Origin of the sequence: Calorimonas adulescens, assembly GCF_008274215.1 — a bacterium.
Lineage (GTDB): Bacteria > Bacillota > Thermoanaerobacteria > Thermoanaerobacterales > UBA4877 > Calorimonas > Calorimonas adulescens.
This window is the reverse complement of the sequence record NZ_VTPS01000014.1, coordinates 38,635-59,412: the sequence shown is the minus strand read 5'-3', so window position 1 is coordinate 59,412 and position 20,778 is coordinate 38,635. Positions and strand designations below refer to the sequence as shown.

22 protein-coding genes and 1 pseudogene are annotated in these 20,778 nt (G+C 40.5%); 15 read left to right on the top strand and 8 right to left on the bottom strand.

The genetic code is table 11. The features are described 5' to 3' along the window. Nucleotides 1-7 precede the first annotated feature (7 nt). Nucleotides 8-1,108 (top strand): iron-containing alcohol dehydrogenase family protein, encoded by a 1,101-nt coding sequence (locus FWJ32_RS09555; protein ID WP_162523588.1) that lies wholly within the window; start codon nt 8-10, stop codon nt 1,106-1,108. A 2-nt stretch (nt 1,109-1,110) separates the two neighbouring features. Next, on the top strand, nt 1,111-2,286 hold the full coding sequence (locus FWJ32_RS09550; protein ID WP_149545730.1) for an aminotransferase class I/II-fold pyridoxal phosphate-dependent enzyme: 1,176 nt from the start codon (nt 1,111-1,113) through the stop codon (nt 2,284-2,286). On the opposite strand, the gene FWJ32_RS09545 is transcribed toward FWJ32_RS09550, so the two are convergent. Next, nucleotides 2,240-3,019, bottom strand: coding sequence for a patatin-like phospholipase family protein (locus FWJ32_RS09545; RefSeq protein ID WP_149545729.1), 780 nt, complete (start codon nt 3,017-3,019; stop codon nt 2,240-2,242). The genes FWJ32_RS09550 and FWJ32_RS09545 overlap by 47 nt on opposite strands. Nucleotides 3,020-3,270: 251 nt before the next feature. On the opposite strand from FWJ32_RS09545, the gene FWJ32_RS09540 reads away from it, so the two are divergent. After that, the gene (locus FWJ32_RS09540; protein ID WP_149545728.1) at nt 3,271-4,698 is read left to right on the top strand and encodes an ADP-ribosylglycohydrolase family protein; all 1,428 of its coding nucleotides are present in this window, start codon (nt 3,271-3,273) and stop codon (nt 4,696-4,698) included. Between the two features lie 168 nt (nt 4,699-4,866). Here the strand turns inward: FWJ32_RS09540 and FWJ32_RS09535 are convergent, their stop codons facing one another. The 3 genes from FWJ32_RS09535 to FWJ32_RS09525 all read right to left on the bottom strand — a co-directional run bounded on the left by FWJ32_RS09535 (nt 4,867) and on the right by FWJ32_RS09525 (nt 7,504). Further along, nucleotides 4,867-6,084: an aspartate kinase gene (locus FWJ32_RS09535; protein WP_149545727.1), complete on the bottom strand. Its 1,218-nt coding sequence runs from the start codon at nt 6,082-6,084 to the stop codon at nt 4,867-4,869. Nucleotides 6,085-6,267: 183 nt separating this feature from the next. Next, nucleotides 6,268-7,131 (bottom strand): DNRLRE domain-containing protein, encoded by an 864-nt coding sequence (locus FWJ32_RS09530; protein ID WP_149545726.1) that lies wholly within the window; start codon nt 7,129-7,131, stop codon nt 6,268-6,270. A gap of 88 nt (nt 7,132-7,219) precedes the next feature. Continuing rightward, nucleotides 7,220-7,504, bottom strand: a complete 285-nt coding sequence (locus tag FWJ32_RS09525; RefSeq protein WP_149545725.1) for a hypothetical protein — start codon at nt 7,502-7,504, stop codon at nt 7,220-7,222. Nucleotides 7,505-7,615: 111 nt separating this feature from the next. Here FWJ32_RS09525 and FWJ32_RS09520 point away from each other — a divergent pair, with 111 nt between their 5' ends. Further along, nucleotides 7,616-9,001: a GntP family permease gene (locus FWJ32_RS09520; protein WP_149545724.1), complete on the top strand. Its 1,386-nt coding sequence runs from the start codon at nt 7,616-7,618 to the stop codon at nt 8,999-9,001. A gap of 30 nt (nt 9,002-9,031) precedes the next feature. Here the strand turns inward: FWJ32_RS09520 and FWJ32_RS09515 are convergent, their stop codons facing one another. Beyond that, nucleotides 9,032-9,253 (bottom strand): sulfurtransferase TusA family protein, encoded by a 222-nt coding sequence (locus FWJ32_RS09515; protein WP_149545723.1) that lies wholly within the window; start codon nt 9,251-9,253, stop codon nt 9,032-9,034. A gap of 9 nt (nt 9,254-9,262) precedes the next feature. Then, the gene (locus FWJ32_RS09510) at nt 9,263-10,156 is read right to left on the bottom strand and encodes a LysR family transcriptional regulator (RefSeq protein ID WP_149545722.1); all 894 of its coding nucleotides are present in this window, start codon (nt 10,154-10,156) and stop codon (nt 9,263-9,265) included. A gap of 289 nt (nt 10,157-10,445) precedes the next feature. Between FWJ32_RS09510 and FWJ32_RS09505 the strand changes: the two genes are divergently transcribed. From FWJ32_RS09505 to FWJ32_RS09485, 5 genes are all read left to right on the top strand, one after another. Further along, nucleotides 10,446-11,102 (top strand): YeeE/YedE thiosulfate transporter family protein, encoded by a 657-nt coding sequence (locus FWJ32_RS09505; RefSeq protein ID WP_149545721.1) that lies wholly within the window; start codon nt 10,446-10,448, stop codon nt 11,100-11,102. Between the two features lie 4 nt (nt 11,103-11,106). Next, nucleotides 11,107-11,334 carry a sulfurtransferase TusA family protein gene (locus FWJ32_RS09500; RefSeq protein ID WP_149545720.1) on the top strand — a complete coding sequence of 76 codons (228 nt, stop codon included), beginning with the start codon at nt 11,107-11,109 and terminating at the stop codon, nt 11,332-11,334. Between the two features lie 21 nt (nt 11,335-11,355). Continuing rightward, on the top strand, nt 11,356-11,892 hold the full coding sequence (locus FWJ32_RS09495) for a YeeE/YedE thiosulfate transporter family protein (protein ID WP_149545719.1): 537 nt from the start codon (nt 11,356-11,358) through the stop codon (nt 11,890-11,892). A 49-nt stretch (nt 11,893-11,941) separates the two neighbouring features. Beyond that, entirely contained in the window at nt 11,942-13,186 is a 1,245-nt protein-coding gene (locus FWJ32_RS09490) for an NAD(P)/FAD-dependent oxidoreductase (RefSeq protein WP_149545718.1), read from the top strand. 114 nt (nt 13,187-13,300) lie between these two features. After that, complete coding sequence (locus tag FWJ32_RS09485; protein WP_149545717.1) at nt 13,301-14,440, top strand: glycerate kinase; 1,140 nt, start codon at nt 13,301-13,303, stop codon at nt 14,438-14,440. A gap of 327 nt (nt 14,441-14,767) precedes the next feature. Here the strand turns inward: FWJ32_RS09485 and FWJ32_RS09480 are convergent, their stop codons facing one another. Continuing rightward, nucleotides 14,768-15,046 (bottom strand): transposase, encoded by a 279-nt coding sequence (locus tag FWJ32_RS09480; protein ID WP_149545716.1) that lies wholly within the window; start codon nt 15,044-15,046, stop codon nt 14,768-14,770. 242 nt (nt 15,047-15,288) lie between these two features. Between FWJ32_RS09480 and FWJ32_RS13525 the strand changes: the two genes are divergently transcribed. Continuing rightward, the gene (locus FWJ32_RS13525; protein ID WP_203227657.1) at nt 15,289-15,447 is read left to right on the top strand and encodes a hypothetical protein; all 159 of its coding nucleotides are present in this window, start codon (nt 15,289-15,291) and stop codon (nt 15,445-15,447) included. Nucleotides 15,448-15,492: 45 nt separating this feature from the next. Here the strand turns inward: FWJ32_RS13525 and FWJ32_RS13720 are convergent, their stop codons facing one another. After that, complete coding sequence (locus tag FWJ32_RS13720; RefSeq protein WP_275266289.1) at nt 15,493-15,618, bottom strand: hypothetical protein; 126 nt, start codon at nt 15,616-15,618, stop codon at nt 15,493-15,495. Nucleotides 15,619-16,490: 872 nt separating this feature from the next. On the opposite strand from FWJ32_RS13720, the gene FWJ32_RS09470 reads away from it, so the two are divergent. From FWJ32_RS09470 to FWJ32_RS09450, 5 genes and pseudogenes are all read left to right on the top strand, one after another. Next, nucleotides 16,491-16,925 carry an SPASM domain-containing protein gene (locus FWJ32_RS09470; RefSeq protein WP_149545714.1) on the top strand — a complete coding sequence of 145 codons (435 nt, stop codon included), beginning with the start codon at nt 16,491-16,493 and terminating at the stop codon, nt 16,923-16,925. After that, on the top strand, nt 16,909-17,223 hold the full coding sequence (locus tag FWJ32_RS09465; protein ID WP_149545713.1) for a PqqD family protein: 315 nt from the start codon (nt 16,909-16,911) through the stop codon (nt 17,221-17,223). Before FWJ32_RS09470 ends, FWJ32_RS09465 begins: the two co-directional genes overlap by 17 nt. Further along, nucleotides 17,210-18,571: an MATE family efflux transporter gene (locus FWJ32_RS09460; RefSeq protein WP_149545712.1), complete on the top strand. Its 1,362-nt coding sequence runs from the start codon at nt 17,210-17,212 to the stop codon at nt 18,569-18,571. Before FWJ32_RS09465 ends, FWJ32_RS09460 begins: the two co-directional genes overlap by 14 nt. Nucleotides 18,572-18,798: 227 nt before the next feature. Then, nucleotides 18,799-19,409: pseudogene (gene istA, locus FWJ32_RS09455) on the top strand (IS21 family transposase); the annotation flags it as partial. Nucleotides 19,410-19,743: 334 nt separating this feature from the next. Then, the gene (locus FWJ32_RS09450) at nt 19,744-20,772 is read left to right on the top strand and encodes a sugar phosphate isomerase/epimerase family protein (protein ID WP_149545711.1); all 1,029 of its coding nucleotides are present in this window, start codon (nt 19,744-19,746) and stop codon (nt 20,770-20,772) included. The last annotated feature ends 6 nt before the right edge of the window (nt 20,773-20,778 follow it).

Genomic DNA, 20,778 nt, shown 5'->3' with positions numbered 1-20,778 from the left:
AATGATGATGCATTTGGTTATGGGTTCACCAAACAGGTATATACAGTATGCAGGCATTATAAAGGATGCAGGAGACTATATAAAGGACTTTGGGAAGAGAGCGCTGGTTGTTGGGGGACATACAGCCCTCTCGGTGACATCTGATAGTCTCACAGCATCCCTTACAAAGAATAATATAGACTACATTGTTACTGAATTCAAGGGTGAGGTTACACAGGATGAGATTGACAGGGTCGGAACGATAGCTGCTGAAAACAACCGAGATGTGATAATTGGCGTTGGTGGTGGAAAGGCCATAGATACGGCTAAAGCAGCCGCAAATAAAATAGGGGTACGCCTTGTAACCATACCTACCATTGCTGCCACCTGTGCCTCATGGACTCCGCTGTCTGTGATATACAATGATGAACACGAGTTTTTAAGGTATACTGTGTTCAGGGACAGCCCATCTCTCGTGCTGGTCGATACCAAGGTGATAGCCGAGTCGCCGGCCAGATACTTTGCAGCAGGTATATCTGATACCCTGGTGAAGGGATATGAGGCTGCGGCTTCATCAAAGGGGAAGTATATAAATGTACCAACACGGGCTGCCCTGAGTATGGCTGATCTGTGCACGGAGACACTTTTTGAATATGGAAGGCAAGCATATGAGGATGTAAAGGGAAACAGGGTAAGTGAGGCCGTGGAAAAGACCATAGATGCCATCATTGCCTTGAGTGGCATGGTGGGAGGACTCGGGAGTGATAACTGCAGGATTGCTGCCGCTCATGCTATACATAACGGCTTTACAATCCTTCCCGAGGTTCATGGGTTCAATCACGGAGAGAAGATTGCTTTTTCCACACTGGTACAGTTATGCCTGGAAAACTATCCTGACACTGAATTTGAGAGGGTAACAAACTTCCTCCACTCCATAGACCAGCCGGTTACCCTCAGTATGTTGAATCTGGAGGGCATAGAGAATGATAGGTTAGAGAAGGTTGCCCGGAGGGCCTGCGCGCCTCAGGAGTCTACGCATAATATGTATTTTGAGGTGACACCGGAGGATGTGGTGAGGGCAATCATTGAAGCAGATAGGAAGGCAACCGCTTTGATAAGAGGTGTTTAATTGTGAAATTGTCTAAAAGGTTTGATGCTGTTCCGGATAATATATTCACATTTTTGGATGGCCAGGCCATGAAAAAGCGTGAGGCAGGGTTGAGGGTCATAGACCTGGGCAAGGGCAGCCCTGACCTTACACCTCCCGGCCATATAATACAAAAGATGATAGATGAATTAAAAAGGAACGAGGTTCATACCTATCCACCCTTTCTTGCCATACCTTCTCTCAAGAGAGCAGTTATAGACTATTACTGGTTGAATCATGGTGTGTCACTTGAGGAGGATGAGGTAGCTTTAGTACCGGGCACAAAGACGGGTATACACATGGTCTCTCAGGCAATTCTTGACGCCGGTGATGCGGCTCTTGTGCCAGATCCTGGATATCCAGACTATATAAGCGGTATAAGGCTGGCAGGTGGTATAGATGTTCCGTATCCGCTGGATAAAGACTATCTGCCGGACCTAGGTAAAATAAAATATGAAATATCAAAAAACGCCCGATTGATTTTTGTCAACTATCCGTCCAACCCAATCTCTGCTGTGGCGGATATTGAGGTATTTAAGGAAATAAAGGGGTTTACACAGAGACGTGGACTTGTAGTTGTAAGCGATATTGCCTATGGGCCTATTACCTTTGATAATAAAAGGAGTCCCAGCTTCCTCGAGGTGGACGGGGCAAAGGACATAGGAGTTGAACTGTTTTCACTGTCTAAGATATACAGTATGGCCGGCTGGAGGGTAGGATTTGTGGTGGGAAACAGGGAACTTGTCAAGGCGGTTGAGAGTCTTACAGTGCAGTATTTTGCGGGTGTGTTTTTACCTGTCCAGGAGGCCGCCGTAAGTGCACTGAAAAGTCCATATGAGGAGATACAGAAGGTGGTAAGTATATACCAGGACAGAAAGGAGGTCTTTACAGGGGTTTTGAAGAGTCATGGAGTAGAATTTTTCAACCCTGGGGGGACTATTTACGTGTGGTACAAGATACCGGATGATGCTAGCAGCATGACGTATGCCGCTGAGCTTCTGGACTCAAAGGGTGTGATTGTTGCGCCAGGTATAGGGTTTGGGAGGGGTGGAGAAGGATATGCCAGGGTTTCCCTGACCAAGGATGTGGGGATATTAGAAGAGGCTGCTGGACTTATTGGTTCTTTTCAAGAAGAGAAAACACGGCGGGGTCGACTTTAGAAAGGAAATCTTCCGTGGTCTCTTCACCTATCTTTATACAGTCCGCTGCCTTCTCAAATTGGTTTGGCCTTATGGCGCTTACATCAGGTTTTATTATCAGGTCAGCCTTAATGGGGTTTAACTCATGCAGTTTCTTTTGCATGGTGTCTATGGACAACAGTATTATCTCAAATAGATTGGTTGGTTTTGAGTTGGTGAATGAAAAGCCAACGTCTACTGCAATGGTCAGGTCAACCTCCATCTCATCCAGGAGGTCTACCGGTACATTATCCACAAAACCACCATCAACCAGGATTCTATCCCCGAGGGATACAGGCTCAAATATTCCCGGTATGGCTGTACTGGCCCTTACGGCAGTATGTATGGGGCCATCTTTAAATATGTAGGGACTGGATGTCATGACATCAGTGGCTACAGCTATAAAAGGTATGGGCAAGTCCTCTATGTTTTTTCCGCCAGTCAGTGTGTAGATGAGGGACTCTAATTTTTTGCCGGACATTATGCCGGTCCTGGAAAGGGAAATATCCATCCATTGCCTGGGGCTGATGTTTATCGCCAGTTGTTCTAAAACAGATGCGGATATACCGCTGCAGTATATAGCCCCAAGCAATGCCCCCATACTGCATCCTGCCACGCAATCTGGTTTTATTCCATGTCTTTCAAGAGCCTTTAGTACACCTATGTGAGCATATCCCCTGGCAGCACCACCGCCAAGGGCTAATCCTATTTTCATATGTACGCCTCCTTTATTTCCATTTTAACACTTATTGGTCCAGGATAGGAAGGGCACCCTGTAGATTTATTTAAAAATTTACCTGTATTTGCTGTGTATCCTCATATGAGCCTTAAAATAATCTGCAGGATTCTTGGGAAAAGACCGGTAGACATCATTGCTGCATATAACGAATATGGTAAAATATCTGTGGTGCTGCAAAGGTGTTCTACGCACTTTTAATAAAAAATATTAGGAGGATTTGATTGCGGATGATTGATAGATATGAAGGGTGTCTGGTCGGCCTGGCCATTGGAGATGCATTGGGGATGCCTGTAGAACTTATGGGGGTAGATGAGATAGAAAGGACATATGGACACATAGAGGACATGGTGAATGCAAAAGCGGGGTTGAACTCGGGGCTTTTAAGGGGACAGTATACGGATGACACTCAGATGACCATTGCCTTAGCAGAGGCTATAATAGAGGCCGGTTATGTGGAGCAGTACACGGTATCAGGGAGGTTTGTTAAACTTGATGGTAAGCTTATAGGGCCTGGCCTCGGGTGCATGACGGGCATAAAGAACATGGAGAGGGGTGTACCGTGGGACAGGGCAGGTAGCGACAGCGCAGGGAATGGGGCCGCTATGAGGACAGCACCCGTGGCTTTATTCTATCATGGCGACCCAGACAGGATAATTCGAGCCACAAGGGTCCACAGCATCATGACCCACCGTGATGAACGGGCCGTAGAGGCAGCCGTCATAACATCTCTTACCATAGACTATCTTTTAGATGGCAGAGACCCTGATGAGCTTATAGGATATGTGCTAAAGTTTGCAAGAAATGAGGAAATAATAGAAGAAATAAAGAAGGTAGATTCCATAATCAAGGGCGGTATTGACGAAGGTAAAGCCATAAAGCAGTTTAATATTTCAGGATACTCTGTGGGCACATTGGGAGCTTCCCTGTATATATTTTTAAGGTACAGAAAAAGCTTTAAGGATGCTGTATTGATGGCTGTCAATATGGGAGGTGACTCAGATACCATTGCATCCATAGTGGGTGCATTTTCAGGTGCATATAACGGGATATATGCTATACCGGACAAATGGATTTCAAGTTTGAAAGACTCAGGGTATATAAGGAGTCTTGCCGATACCCTCTATGACTTGAGCCTAAACCCATATAAGCCAGTGCCTGATGTATTGGACTACAACCTCAAGGTCATCTTTGTAGGCTATAACCCAGGGCTGGAGTCTGCAAAAAAAGGCCACTTTTATGCCTCAAATACAAACAGATTCTGGAGAGTGCTCTATGAGAGCGGTATACTTCCCGAGCCATTGACCTATGAGGATGACTGGCGTATGGCAGAATATGGTTACGGGCTTACAGATATAGTGAAATACTGCACAAGAGAGGCTGCAGAGATAACAGACGATATGTATGAGAGAGGAAAGAAGAGGCTTTTGAGAATTTTAAACCAGTACCGGCCGAAGGTAGCCTGCTATAACGGCAAAGGAATATATAAAAAGCTGATGGGGCTTACTGAGGTGGACTATGGGCTTCAGAAAACCAGTGCTGTACCAGGCATAATAGACTATGTGGTTCCATCCACCAGCGGCAGGACAGGGGTAAAGTGGGAGGATAGATTGGGGTATTTTAAGGAGCTTAATAAAATAATTAAGCTGTTGAACTGATGGCATGGCATATAACATCCAAGGCAGCCGTAAAACGAGTCTATGATACTCTTAATGAGATGACAAACGAAGCCGAGGCAGCAGGCAAGGACGCCGAATGGAGGCGTACCCGGTGGAGCGCAGACACAAATCGTACTAAAGGCTGCCCAATGCCGGCAGCCTATAAACTTATATGTTTTCCAATTCAAAGACGCTATGCAGCTTTCTAACTGCTTCTTCTGCCCTATCCTCCCTTACAAGACAGGACACCTTGATATCCGATGTGGTGATGAGTTCTATGTTTATGTCGAGCTCATAAAGTGCCTCAAACATTTTGGCTGCCACTCCTGGATGATTTATCATGCCTGCACCTACGATGGAGACCTTGGCCAGGCCGTCTTCAAAGTTTACGCCATCAGACCCCAGCTCCTCACTGACCTTTTTTAATACTTCCCTGGTTTCACCCAGGTTTTCCTTTGCTATGGTAAACGATATATCTGTCTTTCCCTCTCTGGTCATGTTCTGGACTATCATATCAACATCTATGCCCTTATCTGCCAGTGCAGAGAAAATCCTGTAAGCTACGCCAGGCCTTGATGGAATCCCATAGACCGAGGCCTTGGCCACATTTTTGTCGCAGGCAACCCCCGAGACTACCCTCTCATTTTCCAGTTTCATGTTTGTCACAATGGTCCCCTCCTTTTCATTAAAACTTGACCTTACCATTAGAGGCACATCATACTGCCAGGCCAGTTCTACCGACCTTGGATGCAATACCTTGGCACCTAAGGTTGCCAGCTCAAGCATCTCCTCATAGGTGATGGTGTCCAGTTTTTTTGCGTTAAAGACAATCCTGGGGTCGGAGGTATATACGCCTTCTACGTCTGTAAGTATTTCACACATCTCAGCCTTAAGTACAGAGGCTAAGGCTACAGCTGTGGTGTCAGAGCCGCCTCTACCGAGGGTGGTAATATCGTTAAATTCGTTTACCCCCTGAAAGCCTGCCACAATAACTATACGCCCTCTTTTTAATTCCGCTAAGATCCTTTCAGTATCAATGTCTACAATCCTTGCCCTAGTGTGAATATTGTCAGTATGTATACCAACCTGGGCAGCTGTAAGTGATATCACGTCCTCCCCCATGGACTCGATGGCCATAGCCAGCAGGGCAATGGAGACCTGTTCCCCCGTGGAAAGGAGCATGTCCAGCTCACGGCTGGGCGGATCTGGAGTTATCTGATGGGCCAGGTCAATAAGGTCGTCAGTAGAATCCCCCATAGCTGAGACTACAACCACAATGTTCTTACCTGCTCTCTTGAGGTTTATAATCCTGCCTGCCACATTCTTAATTCTTTCCGGTGTTGCAACAGATGTCCCGCCATACTTTTGCACTATAATATTATCCATGATAATCACCTTATAACTATAAACTGTGATTAATATTTTATCATAGCATAGAAAAAAAGTGAATATCCTGTGGATAACCCTGTGAATATTGTTGAAAACCCTGTGGATAAGATTGACGAAACCATGTAGATTGGCAAGTGGAAATTGTGGAAAGTGAAATAAAGGGATGGAAATTTTCCACCCCTATACCTGAGTCTCTAACCATATAACTAAAGTGGTTGGTACACCCGGTGTACCCGACCTGTAGGCAATCCTTGAATAGTGGGACAACCGATCAATGATGAGGCTTACCGTCTCTCCGGCAGCTACCGTAATGTCACCTGTAACCGTATCCCATCTAACGTTATCTGCAGAAAGCTGGATATTTACAATTGCAGGATTTGCCCCGGTGTTTGATATAAAATAGGTTACCCTGCTTACAGTAGATATATCCCTGGATGTGGTGTAGGCCAGGGTATTGCCGGTGGTTACTGTTTCACTTACCTCGTTAAACTGTCTTGCAGGGATTATGAGCTCTTCTCTGCAGGTGTAGGTCACTGTTAGGTATGGCCTCAGGTCTGGGTTTGCATCCTCCTCTGAGGTAATAAACCTCTTGGTTTCAAAATCTGTGGTCTCGGGCGTCCTGAGGAGCATACCATAGTTGGGATATACACCGTTAAACCAGTTAGACACAAGGTTTGTAATATCCCACTGGTACCAGCCTATATTCCTTAACTGTGTTGTGCCACCGTGTGCAAATGGGTCATAAGCGGGGGCTGTGTTCCATGTCACCAGGTTTTCAGCCCAGTTCTGGGTAACCCTGTATGGTGTCACAAAGGCTGATACCGTAGCATTTGTAACCTCATTCACATACAGGCTTAGTGTGGCACTGGTTATATTTGCACAGTTAGTTAGACCGGAAAGGTCAAACTGTATTAGATCACGGTATGCCGAACCATCATAATATCTTCCAACCCACATGGTAGGATCATTACCTGTATTGGTATTGGGGTAACCCGTTTCTAAAGCTGCGTCTTTTATGGCTGGCTGGATTACGAGTACTGGCATATATAACAACCTCCTTAGATATAGCTTTCCATATAATATATGAAAGATATATCGAGGAGGTTAAAAAAATATGGCCTCAGTGTCGCCTCTACTTTTTACCAGCCCTTATTAAGACATAATCCCATATACAGAGAAGGGCGACAGATCCTATAATAGCGCCTGTAATACTAAAGCTGTGTACCTCAGGCTCAATGCCTTTAAAGAGGGTGTCGCCAAACCATGAACCGGCTATGGATACAATCAGAGGGCCGGCAAACCCACCGTAAATCTTTGTCAATCTATCTGTATAGTTTTTTCCTGCGTTTCTGTTTATAAACGGGTGTATGACGAGAAATATCAGCAAGCCTATGACAATCATCATGAAAAGATACATAATTATCCCATCCTTTCCGGTAATATTTATATTTTCATTGACCTGTTCTAATGCATGATATCCTGATGTATAATTATGATGTAGTTCAAACCTATAGGAAGGAGTGGTTATATGACTGCAGAACAGATTGCACAGATGAAAGAAGGAATGGTGCATGGACCATTGCTGCTTGTCTTTCTCATTCTTGCAATCGTTTTTATAATCTATTCTACGTCAAAATTAAAGCTGCACCCGTTTTTGTCATTACTCTTTGCTGCCTATGGTGTGGCTTTTCTATCGGGTATGCCTCTCAAGTATATAGGTACCATTATTTCCAGCGGTTTTGGCAACCTGATGACCAGTATAGGCCTTGTAATAGTTTTTGGTACAATTATAGGAACAGTCATTGAAAAATCAGGTGCTGCACTTAAGATGGCAGATACCATACTGGGTGTAGTTGGTGAAAAACGCTCAGCGTTAGCCATGACTATAATTGGCTACATAACCAGCATACCGGTGTTCTGTGACTCTGGTTTTGTAATCCTTACACCTTTAAATAAGGCACTGGCCAAGCGAGCTGGTGTACCCCTTGCCACCATGGCTGTAGCACTATCCACCGGTCTCTATGCTACCCATACATTAGTTCCACCTACACCAGGGCCAATAGCAGCAGCAGGCAATGTGGGAGCAGACTTAGGACTTGTAATACTTATTGGTCTTGTTGTAGCTATACCTGCTGCCTTGGTTGGGCTATGGTGGGCAGGTAGAGTAGGCAAGACTATAGAGATAGAGGGAGAAAAAGAAAGCTTAAACTATGACGAACTTAAGAAGCAATATAAAAATCTTCCCAACGCATGGCTGTCCTTTGCCCCTATCGTAGTGCCTATAATACTTATTGCGTTATCCTCAATAGTGAATTTTACAAAATACACCGGCCTTGGAAGCCAGCTTATAATCTTCTTGGGAACGCCTGTAAATGCTTTAATGGTTGGTGTCCTGCTTTCCTTCCTGCTTATGCCAAACCTTTCAGAAGAGACTGTTACCGGTTGGATTGGCCAGGGCATGAAGGACTCAGTTAACATACTATTGATTACAGGCGCCGGCGGGGCACTGGGTACAGTATTATCCAATACCCCTATGGCTGATTACATCAAGTCCTTTGCCACAGGTGGGGTTATGACAGGAGCAATGGCTTTAATACTCCTCTTCATAATCTCAGCGCTTTTAAAGACTGCCCAGGGTTCATCTACGGTTGCACTGGTCACCACATCCAGTATGATGGCTCCAATGCTCCCTCAGCTTGGTATTGTGTCTCCGGTTGACCTGGCATTAGCCGTTATGGCTATAGGTGCAGGTGCCATGACAGTATCTCATGTCAATGACAGCTATTTCTGGGTGGTCAGCCAGTTCTCTGGTATGAAGGTAACTGATGCATATAAGGCACAGACCATGGCGACACTCTTAGAAGGTCTGACAACCATAGCGGTTACGCTGATATTGTTCTTTATAATAGGATAAAAACAGTGAGGTGGTGGACTTTTGAGCCCATCACCTCTTTTCAATGTATATTTCCCACACGCCGTTTATGACTTCCTCTATCTCGACTTTCAGCCTTCTATGTTTCAAGTAATCGGATATGCTGCTCAGGACACAACTGTGGTCGGTGACAAGTTTGATAGAATCACCATCCTTGAGGTCTTTTAAAATGCCTTTGAGCTTTAGCATAGGGACAGGACACATTTCACCAAAGCAATCAATATCATATCTCATATCTCTCACCTAACAAAAACTTTTTTTGCCATGCTCTTTAATGAAATTAATAAAGTTTAACTTCAGTGGGTCAGTAATCTTTTTGTTATATATCAGTGAATAATGGTACTTAAAAACCATATCTTCAACCTCAAGAATTATTAGGCTCTTGTTGTAGAGCTCTTTTTTAATTGATAGATACGGCATTATAGATATTCCCTCACCTGCGAGTACAGATGATTTAATCGCCTCAAATGAAGAGGACTCCATATGAATACTAAAAGAATAGATGTCAAGGGCATGTGAGGAAAAAACATTTTCAATGATTTTACGAAGATAACATTTTTTATCTATTATAAAAAGACTGTACTGTGTTATTTCTTTTTTACTGAGTATATTACTCTTTACAATTTCCGGATTAGCTACAAAATACATCCGTGAAGCACCCAGCGTCATGCAGTCTATATTTTCATTGGTGCATTCTCCCTCTATAAAGCCTATATCATACACGCCCTTCTCAATATTTTTTATTACATCATCTGTAAATGCATATTCTATATCAAAGTCAATCCCCTTGAATCTTCTTTTGAATTCATAAAGACTACAGGGCAGAGAATAGTGGCCAAAAGATGGGCAGGATATCACGGATATATTCCTTCGCGTGTTTATTAATGACTCAAGGTCTTTGTTCATGTGTTCATAGAGTTCCAGTATTTTCTGAGCGTATTCATACACTATATTACCGGCCTCAGTAGGTTTTGCACCCTTGTTGCTACGTTCCAATAGTTTTGTATTAAGTTCCTGCTCCAGGGATTTTATCTGCATGCTTATGGCAGGTTGAGAGAGGTAAAGTTCTTTTGCAGCGGTAGATATACTTCTATAATATACGGTTTTATAAAAAGCCTGGAGGCTGGCAAGGTCCATATTTATACCCCCAATCCATGATATGATAATGACATATCAATCCTAAAAATATTATATATTATTTTAGGTTTAAGCAAAACTTCAATTTTATTGGCAATAGCATATATAATGCCACTGTAATAAATAATGATACGTATCTATTATATCGAACATAACTGTCTTGCTATAAGATATGCTTATGCAGTATTAGTTAAATTTATAACAATTATACCAATCCCCATGATACAATTATATCGAAGGATAGATAGACTCTAAAATGATAAAAAAATAACAAAAAGGAGGGCGCGAAATGGAGGATGTAAAAAAACCCAAAAGAAAGAAGAAAAACCAGGTGCCAGCAGGTATAGGGTTGCTAATTGTTCTTGTGGTGATAGGTATCGTGCTGGCAGGCATTTCACCAATGCTAAGCATTTACTGGATTTTTGGCATTTCCTTTGGGTTTGTGCTTCAAAAAGCAAGGTTTTGTTTTACAGCTGCGATGAGAGACCCTGTACTGACAGGAAGTACATCACTCACAAGAGCCGTCATTGTTGCCTTGATGCTGGCCACTATGGGGTTTGCTGCAATTCAATACAGTGCTGTATCCAAAGGGCTTCCTATACCAGGCAATATTGCTCCTGCAGGTATTTTTACAGCTATAGGGGCTACCATGTTTGGCGTTGGAATGGTTATAGCAGGAGGATGTGCCTCTGGCACCCTGATGAGGGTTGGTGAGGGTTTTGTACAGCAATGGATAGCATTAGTATTTTTCATAATTGGTTCAATGTGGGGTGCCCATGATTATGGTTGGTGGTCAAAGGTATTCTTCTCCAAATCGCCTGCAGTTTTTTTACCCAACATATTTGGTTGGGCACCGGCATTCTTTGGCCAACTTATAGTATTAGCAATACTCTTTGCTGTTGCTGAATGGTATGAAAATAAAAAATTAGGTTCTGAGGAGGAATAAATTTATGGCAGAATACAGATTGGATTGTCTTGGAGAGGCTTGTCCTGTACCATTGATTAAAACACAAAAGAAGATGGAGCAACTTAAGGTTGGTGATACGCTTATTGTGGAAATAGACCACAGTTGTGCTATGAAAAACGTCCCGGAGTGGGCCAGGAAAGTCGGATATAATGTAGAGATAGAGGAAGTTGACGATGGGGAATGGGAGATATATATAGAGAAAACTAAATAATATTTAGAAGGGTGTGGTAACATGAATTTTACAAACTCACCTTTGTATAAAAAGATATTTAAGGATGCATGGTCATATTGGACCGGTGCAATTCTTCTGGCGATACTCAATACTGCAATGCTTGCAATATCAGGGAAAGCATGGGGTATTACAACAACATTTGCATATTGGGGTGCCTGGATATCAAAGTTGTTTGGAGCAGATGTGTCCGGGTGGGACTTCTTCCAGATAGAAGCAAACGCTAAAGCACTTAGCCAGTCAGCATTTACCAACACGGGTTCTGTTCAGAATATAGGTATTATTCTGGGCGCACTATTGGCTACGCTTCTGGCATCACAGTTTAAAATCAAAAAGTTGAAATCATATAAGCAGGTTATTGCAGCGGCGTTGGGTGGTTTGCTTATGGGTTATGGTGCAAGGATTGCATTTGGATGTAATATAGGTGCCTTCTTTAGCGGGGTAGCCTCAATGTCTTTACATGGATGGATATACGCTGTTTTTATATTCTTAGGAGCATGGATAGGAAGTAAACTGCTTGTCCGCTATTTTATGACTTAAAGGTGGGATATCCACCTTTCCTTTTTAATATTTTGTGGGGGTGTAATACATGGAGAAAAAGAAGGAATTTTATGATGTGGTGGTTATCGGAGGCGGCCCGGCTGGCATGACGTCTGCCATATACTGCGGCAGGGCAAGACTGAAAACCCTGCTTATTGAAAAATCACTTATGGGAGGCCTGGCCACCTATACCAGTGAAATAGAAAACTATCCAGGGTTTCCTGAATCCATAAGTGGGAATGACCTTATGAAACTCTTTGACAAGCAGGTTAAAAAATTTGGTGTAGACATAAAATTGACCGATGTGAGAGAATTGAGGTTGGAGGATAGATATAAGGTTGTATCAACATTCAGGACCGATTATTACGCTAAAGCAGTTGTGATCGCTACTGGCGGGAAACCAAGGCTTACGGGGGCCAGAAACGAGGAAAAGTATCTTTATGACAAGGGAATTTCATTCTGTGCCACATGTGATGCAGCATACTATACAGATAAGGATGTCATGGTCATAGGCAGTGGGGACGCAGCCATAGAGGAGGGTATGTTCCTTACAAAGTTTGCCAGACAGGTAAATGTATCGGTTATACATGATGAAGGGATAATGGACGCAAATAAGGTGGCCCAGGAGAAGGCATTGAAAAATGGAAAGATGAAATTTTACTGGAATACGGTGGTAGACTCTTTTGAAGGAGAAGAACGACTTGATAAGGTTGTACTCAAAAATCTAAAGACAGGAGAACTGATACCTGTAAAGGTCGATGGGTGTTTTCTTTTTATAGGCTATGTTCCCAATACGGAAATCTTCAAGGGAATAATCGATATGACTGACAAAGGCTATATAAAGACAAATGAACTCATGGAGACAAATGTAGAAGGGATTTATGCCGTGGGGGATGTAAGGGATAAATTTTTAAGGCAGGTGGCGACATCTGTAGGTGATGGTGCAACAGCGGGTGTTATGGTGGAAAAATATATTGAAGAGACCGATTACTTTGAAAAAGAGGTATTTGGCCAGAATATACCGGTGATGGCATATGTATATAATGCAGTGGAAAGTAGTGACAGAGAATATCTCATTAATCTTGAAAGGCTGGAAAAAAAGTTTGAGGGTAGGATAAAACTCTGCCGATTAGATATTTATAAGTCCAACATGCCATTAAAAAGGCTTAAGTGCGAAAAGAGTCCATGTGTGGTGCTTATAAAAAATGGCGATATTATAAAATATGAATATGACATTGACCACGTAAAAGATGATTTAGAGGCACTCATATCAAATGAAATAAGCATCAGTTAGAGTTTATAGGGATAGGTAAACAGCCTATCCTTATTTTTTATGAAGGATTTTTTATTGTAGTGTCGAATAGTAAAGGTATCAGAAATAGACTATAGGAAGGCGGCATAGAAGGTTATGAGGGTCATCATTTCACCGGATTCATATAAGGGGAGCCTTACATCAAAACAGGTATGCAACGCCATAGAAGAGGGACTTAAAAGATCCGGAAGTTTTGATATAGTAAAAATACCCATAGCTGATGGAGGAGAAGGGACTGTGGATGCCTTCCTGTCTGCTGTGGGTGGAGAACTTGTAGAGGTTACAGTAACAGCCCCACTGGGAGACAGACAGAAGAGCTTTTACGGGATACTTAAGGATGGTACATGCGTTATAGAGATGGCAGCAGCGTCGGGGCTCAGTATGGTAGCTGAAGATAGGAGGAATCCTCTTGTGACCACCACATACGGGACCGGGGAGCTTATAAAAGATGCATTGGATAGGGGATGCAAGAACTTTATTATAGGAATAGGGGGAAGTGCCACCAACGATTGCGGAGCAGGTATGCTTCAGGCTTTGGGTGTAAGGATAACAGATGAGTCTGGCAATGAGATTGGGTTTGGTGGAGGCGAACTTGGTAGGGCTGCATCCATAGATATTTCAGGATTGGATAAAAGGATAGCTAAGTGCCACTTTACGGTCGCCTGCGACGTGGATAACCCGCTCTGCGGCGAGAGGGGCGCATCTGCTGTATACGGCCCGCAAAAGGGTGCCACAAAAGAGATGGTAGCTTTACTGGATAGAAACCTTTCCCATTTTGCTGACCTCAGTGCAAATGCAATTGGTCGAGATTACAGGGACTATCCCGGCGCTGGCGCAGCAGGTGGCCTTGGCTTTGCATTTAAGGCCTTTCTGAATGCAGATATAAAGAGGGGCATTGATGTGGTCATAGAGGCAACCCATCTGGAAGATCTGATAAAAGATGCGGATATAGTTATTACAGGAGAGGGCAATACGGATTTTCAAACGGCCAGGTTTGGGAAAGCACCAGCAGGCATAGCAAAGATAGGGAAGAGATACGGCAAACCAGTGGTAATAATATCAGGCGGGCTTGGAGAGAGTTATAAAGAACTGTATGATGCAGGTGTGACGGCCTTGTTCAGTATAACAAGCAGACCCATGAGTCTCAAAGAAGCAATGGATAGGGGGTATGAACTAATTAGAGATAGGGCAGAGGATATAGGAAGATTAATAGCGAAATTAAAATTCCCGGGATAATCCCGGGAATTTTAATCACCCGCTTTTTATCTTTTCTATCATATCCCGTGTTAACCCCGGGAATTTTTGATATATGTAGTAATCTCTTTTATATACTCGAGGAAATCGTTCAGGTTATTTTGTAAAATCTTATTTATCAATTACTGTCAATTATATTTTATCATTTACATAGTGAAAAGCCAGGTACCCCTTCTCCTCTATTTGTAATACCATCTTTTTCAAGGGTTTTATAGAAAAATGTACTTTTTGAAACCCCTGCAATTTCAAGAAGGAAGTCTAAATTTATGCTCCTGACCCTAAAAGCTTCAATTATTTCAATCTTGTCACTTAACGTTGGCTCGTTTTTTTTAATAATTCTTTAAGATATGCTATTTCAAGGTCTTTATCCACTATTATAGAACGAAGCATAACATTTTCTTTTCTAAGTTTTGCCAGTTCATCTTCTGGATGTTCTTTACTATTTAAAAATTGTTTTCTCCAATAGTCGAGAGTAGCTTTTGATATACCATATTTTCTACATACAGGAATCTTAGCAGTAGAGGAACTTTCTGCTTCTGCTAATATAGCAAGCTTTTCTTCAATGGTAAAGTTTTTATGGGCTGCCATTGCTTTAGAACCCCTTCAAGAGAAATTTTATCATGTTATGCGTTTTAGTCCAATTCTCTTGAGGGGTCAGCAAGCACCCGATAATAATGCAGCTTATATTTGTAAGAATTTCTCTCAAAATCAGCCTTCTCGTCCTTAGACATAGAAGTAATGTTATAGACATAAAAAGGGCAACGCTTATTAACACAAGTATAAACAAAGAACTGTTGACGGTCACGCTTTTTCTGAAGAGGCTTACCACAATGAGGATACTTAAGCGTAAGCTTTTCCAAATAAGTTTTATCAGGGTAAAAAGTAGACCTGCCTACCTTACAACCAAGTTGACCTCTACCACCAGCGTTGTCATATATATACTCATAAGGAACGCCACAAATAGGGCACACAACAGAATCAGGAGGTAAGAACTTGCTTCTTCTATTAACAGGTTTAATGGGTTTATCGTGTTCTTAAAAATACTCATTCAGTAGCTGCCTATAATCATACAACTGTCGCTTTTCAACTATAGGCATAGCATCAACCTTAAGCTTACGGTACCTCTCTGAAACAGGATTATCAGAAGGAGAATTAACCATAACGATATCAACTCCATCACTCCCTCATGTAGTTTATTACATGAGGAAAATTCTATCTTAAAGTGGAGGATTTTTCAACTGAAATACTGGGTTTAGTGTAACATAAACAACATTCTGGCAATAGTCTTTTTACCATAGCCCTTGAAATACAGATTTCGTATCGTATACCATTGCTCTATATTGATCAACCCTTTCTCCTCCCCTTATATTATGCTAAGGAGAATATATGTTTTTTATTTTGAGGGGTCAATATTTATTGTAAATCAACAACGGCAATCAAAACCGTGCCGCCCGTAATAATCACTTCCAGCTATAATCTTGTCATGGTCTATTATTGATGTTCTGGCACATATCTCTTCTCTTTGACTTCTTACCTGTTATCCTCATCTGTCTTTTCAAAGAAGCAGCGGAGCGAGAATAGGTTCAGCGTCTTATTGAATCTCTTCAGCCTGGTAATGGATTTAACCTTGGATATATCATCTATTCCATTTTTATGAATAAAAGCTTATCTACAAAATAGCTGGATTTATAGTATAATTATACTTTGATTATGTAAAATATAAGATTTATAAATATATAAAAAATAAAGAAAAATAAAGAATACAGAAGATATACGGGTTTATATAATACAATTTAATCATATTTGAATATTGAACAGATCTGGTAACTATGCTAAATTCCTATTTAGGATAATTAAATCTATTCAATAATTAGATACATCATTTCCGCGAGATTGCAAGATAATATTTAAACAATACTTAACTTCTAAGTCAATTATGCAGGGCTAAATTTAAAGCTTTACCATGGTATAAATTAAAATAAGCAAAAATCGGCCGATTTGACACTACTTTTAATGAAAGGGGGAAAATTTAATGAAAAAGGCATACAAAAAACCGCTATATGAGGCTGAAATGATTGAAGATATAAATCTTTGGATTTCAACTAATTTAGTTAGTACACTAAATGAAACTGAATTTGGTTGTACAGCAGGAAAAGATAATTTTTATATAGATGATTTTGGAAATGTTTATGGCTGTAGTATGATGGCCACTTATACCGAATTAAAGGCAGGTAATCTAAAAGAAGAGCCTTTATATGAGATATGGAATGAATCAACTGTCTTTAAAAAATTAAGAGAGATTAATTTGCAAGATGTGTTGGGGAATTGTAAAAATTGTAAATTACTGTTAACATGTAAAGCAGGATGTAGAGCATGTGCATTTTCATTTCATAATGACTTAATGTCTTCGGATGAGAGATGCCCAATATGTAAGAAGGAGTTGATACTAAATGATGATAAAAGTTGAAAACTTAGGTGTTCCGTTTTCAATGAGGATAGAAGAAGATGAAACTGGGCTAATATCTACTAATGGCGGAGTTTATTCGGTCGATCAAATTTCTGCTTTTATTTTAAAAGAAATAAATGATGGTATATCTGTTTCAACAATATTATCAGATATTATGATTGAATATGATGTAGGGCTGATAGAATTAAAGAAAGATATTAGAGATTTATTTCTAACATTACAAAAATTAGAGATTATTTCTGAAAATGTTCTTCAGAGGATTCTCGTGGAGTTAGAAGAAAAAAATGACTGTAAATAAAGAAGACATATCAATAATAAATAGAATGGCAATACCTGTAATATCTACATTTGCGATTGAGACAATTTTTACTATTACAGATAAAGCTATAATAGGAAGAACATCAGTAGAAGGCTTTGCTGCAGTGGGTATAGTTTCTTCTTTACTATATGTGCTAACTGGAACATTTGGCATGCTATCTATGGCATTTAATATTATCTTTGCAAAGTCATTTGCAAAGCGTGATAGGGATAAATATTCACAGATATTCAATACATCATTGTCCCTGAGTATTGTTATCGGTTTTGCATTTGGTATCCTTGGAATTATATTTGGGAGAACGATTTTTCAAAAGTTTTATAATCTGGAAGGAAGTACATTGACATATGCTTGTGACTATATGAATATAGCAGGTTTTAGCTTAGAATTAAATTTGATAATTTTTATTTTTTCTGCGTACTTTAAAAATCTAAAAAGAACAACCATGTTTATGTATGGTACTATAACTGCGATAATAGTTAATCTTGCTTTAGATTATATTTTAGTATTTGGTAAATTTGGTTTTCCAAGGCTTGGAGTTAAAGGAGCTGCCATAGGTTCCGTAGTTGGATTGTTGAGCAGTATAGTGATTTATATAATAGGTTTTTTGAAGCATACTGACTTTAGCTATAGCTTTTCAATATCAAAAACAGTGAGTAGAAACCTTATTAAATTATATTTGCCATTATTCGGACAAGATTTCATTGAGTCTTCGTTGTTTATAATGATAATTACAGCATTAGTAGCAAAACTTGGAGTTTATGAAGTGGCAACCTATAATTTAATAGATTCAATTAATAGTATTTTATTATTACCAGTATATGCATATTCAGGTGCAGCGCTCACACTAACAGCACAGGAATATGCAAAGAACAACACCGGAAAAATGAAAAGCCTACCAATAATAGCAAGTGTTTGCTCATACATTTTCGTCTTAATTATAGGTCTAATATTAATCTTGTTTCCCATGGCAGTATTTACACTAATTACAGATAACAGTAAGCTGATTTTGATGTCGAGTGATTATATAACTGTAGCAGTTTTTCCTCAGTTATTTAATGTAATTAATCAGATATACAAATATTGTTTGCAAGGGATTGATCAAGAAAAGTGGGTTTTTATTTATTCCTTAATTGTTTCCTCAATATCAGCCCTTATTCTTTGGAGTATTACTGAATATACAGGTTATGGATTATATGGAATATATTTGGTGTTAGGGTTATCTTATTTTCTATTAGGATTGGGTTATTTCTTGAAATACATTAAGACAATAAAGGGTATTATAGTTCTAACAGATCAGAGCACTTTTAACCCCGACTTTGACAGATAAAGTACCTCAAACATAGTATTTCTAGGAATATAAAAGCGCATTACAGCCTGCTGAGAATGAATATTTCAAGGTAATGAATGAATACCAGCGAAGTGAGGGATACATTCTACTACAATATTTTACTGGTCACTAACGGTATATAATTGATCTAGAAGTAACGAGAGGGAATTGACCCACCCCTGGCGAAATACCCCTCTGATATATCACAAAAGATCGGAGGGGAATATATGATAAAGAGTGGATCTATTATCATGTTACACGAATTAAAAGCAGAAGGCAAGAGCATTCGTGCAATTGCAAAAGAAACAGGACATCCGAGAAATACAATGAGAAAATACCTCAGGACAAATGATATACCGGAAGAAAGACCACATCCTAAGAAAGGGTCAAAGTTAGACCCATACAAAGATATTATCAAAGAACTGATAGGCCAAGGTATATTTAACTGTGAAGTTATCTATGAAAGAATCCAAAAAGAAGGCTATGGTGGTGGCCGTACCATCCTAAGGGACTATGTGAGGGAATTTAGACCTCCAAAACAAGCTATCGCTGTATGCCGTTATGAAACCAAGCCTGGGCAGCAGACGCAGGTCGACTGGAGTGAATACACTTACATTGAAGAAGAAATAGGGGAAATACGTAAACTTTATGTATTTGTTATGGTACTTGGCTACTCCAGGGCAATATATATATAGAATTTACAAACCGCTCAGATGTCAATACTTTTATACGCTGTTTGACTCATGGTTTTGAATACTTCGGTGGGGTAATCGATATAACCCTTACTGATAGAATGAAAACCGTGATACTGGGCACTGATGCAAACAAAAAACCTATATGTTATTTCTCAAAATAAATTGGTCCAAAACTATCAAAATTTTTCAGATTAAATAATCCTGTGATAAAATTAATGCTAAAGTAATGTGAGAAATAATTCTCACGTTGGTTTAGCATTAATTTTATGCAGATGATTTTCCATGTAGAGGATACTGAAGAATATTTGCATAAGAGCAAGGACTACAAGTTCCCGGAGCCTCCGGGCATATGCCCTCATCCTGAAATTCCCGGGATAATCCCGGGAATTTTTTATTTTGAAGAAGGATTTTTTAATTCTATGGAGAATATAATATAATGTAAGTTTGTTGAGACAATAAACTAATGGAGGTGCCTGTATGGAAAGAAAGTTAAAAAATAGTGTTGGCATTTGGGCGTTTGGGCCGGTCGCTACCAGGTTTGTCCCTGGAGGCTACCACACAGAGGTAGTGGAAGAGTCAATGGAAGCAAAAACCGAAAGGGTGGTAAAGGGGTTAGAGGATTATATAGACGGTCTTGAGTATCATTATCCCAACGAGATCAATGAGAAAAATGTCGAAGCTATAAAGGACATAGTTTATGGGAATGGCAAGGATATATACTGTATTGCCTTGGGACATCATGTAAATGCAAGATATGCCCTTGGATCATTCATAAATCCTGATCCTGATATTCGGCATGAGGCTATAGATGTGGCAAAGGATGGTATAGACCTTGCTGCTTCACTGAACGCAAACTTTATAATATGGCCAGGCGGTGAGGGTTATAACTATCCGTTTCAAACTGATTATGAGAAGATGTGGAATGACTTTATTGACGCCATTGCAGAATTAACAGAACATGCAAACCAAAAGGGCGTTACTATATTTCTTGAACATAAAAACAGTGAACCTGCGATGAAGATAGCTATGAGAAATATCGGGATGGTGCTGTATGTTATAAATAAAGTGAAAGAAAAAGGGATAGATACAACCAGCCTGAAGGTTAATATGGACTGGCAGCATCTAATCATGAATGGAGAAAATCTTGCTGAATATGCCAGAATACTTGCTATGGAAAATAAGCTTGGACACCAGCATGCCAACAGTGGATGGGGTTCTTTTGATGATGACAACATGGTGGGGGCATTGTGCTTTATGGAGACCTTAGAGTTGGCTAAAGAACTCCAGTTAGTTGGCTATGGTAAAAATGGCGAAAGGATAGGATATGACCTATTCCCATACACAGAAGACCAAATTGAGGCAGTGAAGGAAAGCGTTATTCACTGGGAGTTTATATACGATCTGGCATCCAAGATTGATACAGATAGACTCTATGAGGCCAAAAAGCACAAGGATGCAGTTAAGGCTTATAGAGAGGTCTATAAAGCCCTGGGTGCAAAGATATAGGTGATA

Coding starts and splice junctions, on each gene's coding strand:
- FWJ32_RS09555 (WP_162523588.1), top strand. CDS start 8: ATGCATTTGGTTATGGGTTCACCAAACAGGTATATACAGTATGCAGGC.
- FWJ32_RS09545 (WP_149545729.1), bottom strand. CDS start 3,019: ATGAAAATAGGATTAGCCCTTGGCGGTGGTGCTGCCAGGGGATATGCT.
- FWJ32_RS09540 (WP_149545728.1), top strand. CDS start 3,271: ATGATTGATAGATATGAAGGGTGTCTGGTCGGCCTGGCCATTGGAGAT.
- FWJ32_RS09535 (WP_149545727.1), bottom strand. CDS start 6,084: ATGGATAATATTATAGTGCAAAAGTATGGCGGGACATCTGTTGCAACA.
- FWJ32_RS09530 (WP_149545726.1), bottom strand. CDS start 7,131: ATGCCAGTACTCGTAATCCAGCCAGCCATAAAAGACGCAGCTTTAGAA.
- FWJ32_RS09525 (WP_149545725.1), bottom strand. CDS start 7,504: ATGTATCTTTTCATGATGATTGTCATAGGCTTGCTGATATTTCTCGTC.
- FWJ32_RS09520 (WP_149545724.1), top strand. CDS start 7,616: ATGACTGCAGAACAGATTGCACAGATGAAAGAAGGAATGGTGCATGGA.
- FWJ32_RS09515 (WP_149545723.1), bottom strand. CDS start 9,253: ATGAGATATGATATTGATTGCTTTGGTGAAATGTGTCCTGTCCCTATG.
- FWJ32_RS09510 (WP_149545722.1), bottom strand. CDS start 10,156: ATGGACCTTGCCAGCCTCCAGGCTTTTTATAAAACCGTATATTATAGA.
- FWJ32_RS09505 (WP_149545721.1), top strand. CDS start 10,446: ATGGAGGATGTAAAAAAACCCAAAAGAAAGAAGAAAAACCAGGTGCCA.
- FWJ32_RS09500 (WP_149545720.1), top strand. CDS start 11,107: ATGGCAGAATACAGATTGGATTGTCTTGGAGAGGCTTGTCCTGTACCA.
- FWJ32_RS09495 (WP_149545719.1), top strand. CDS start 11,356: ATGAATTTTACAAACTCACCTTTGTATAAAAAGATATTTAAGGATGCA.
- FWJ32_RS09490 (WP_149545718.1), top strand. CDS start 11,942: ATGGAGAAAAAGAAGGAATTTTATGATGTGGTGGTTATCGGAGGCGGC.
- FWJ32_RS09485 (WP_149545717.1), top strand. CDS start 13,301: ATGAGGGTCATCATTTCACCGGATTCATATAAGGGGAGCCTTACATCA.
- FWJ32_RS09480 (WP_149545716.1), bottom strand. CDS start 15,046: ATGGCAGCCCATAAAAACTTTACCATTGAAGAAAAGCTTGCTATATTA.
- FWJ32_RS13525 (WP_203227657.1), top strand. CDS start 15,289: ATGAGGATACTTAAGCGTAAGCTTTTCCAAATAAGTTTTATCAGGGTA.
- FWJ32_RS13720 (WP_275266289.1), bottom strand. CDS start 15,618: ATGGTTAATTCTCCTTCTGATAATCCTGTTTCAGAGAGGTACCGTAAG.
- FWJ32_RS09470 (WP_149545714.1), top strand. CDS start 16,491: ATGAAAAAGGCATACAAAAAACCGCTATATGAGGCTGAAATGATTGAA.
- FWJ32_RS09465 (WP_149545713.1), top strand. CDS start 16,909: ATGATGATAAAAGTTGAAAACTTAGGTGTTCCGTTTTCAATGAGGATA.
- FWJ32_RS09460 (WP_149545712.1), top strand. CDS start 17,210: ATGACTGTAAATAAAGAAGACATATCAATAATAAATAGAATGGCAATA.
- FWJ32_RS09450 (WP_149545711.1), top strand. CDS start 19,744: ATGGAAAGAAAGTTAAAAAATAGTGTTGGCATTTGGGCGTTTGGGCCG.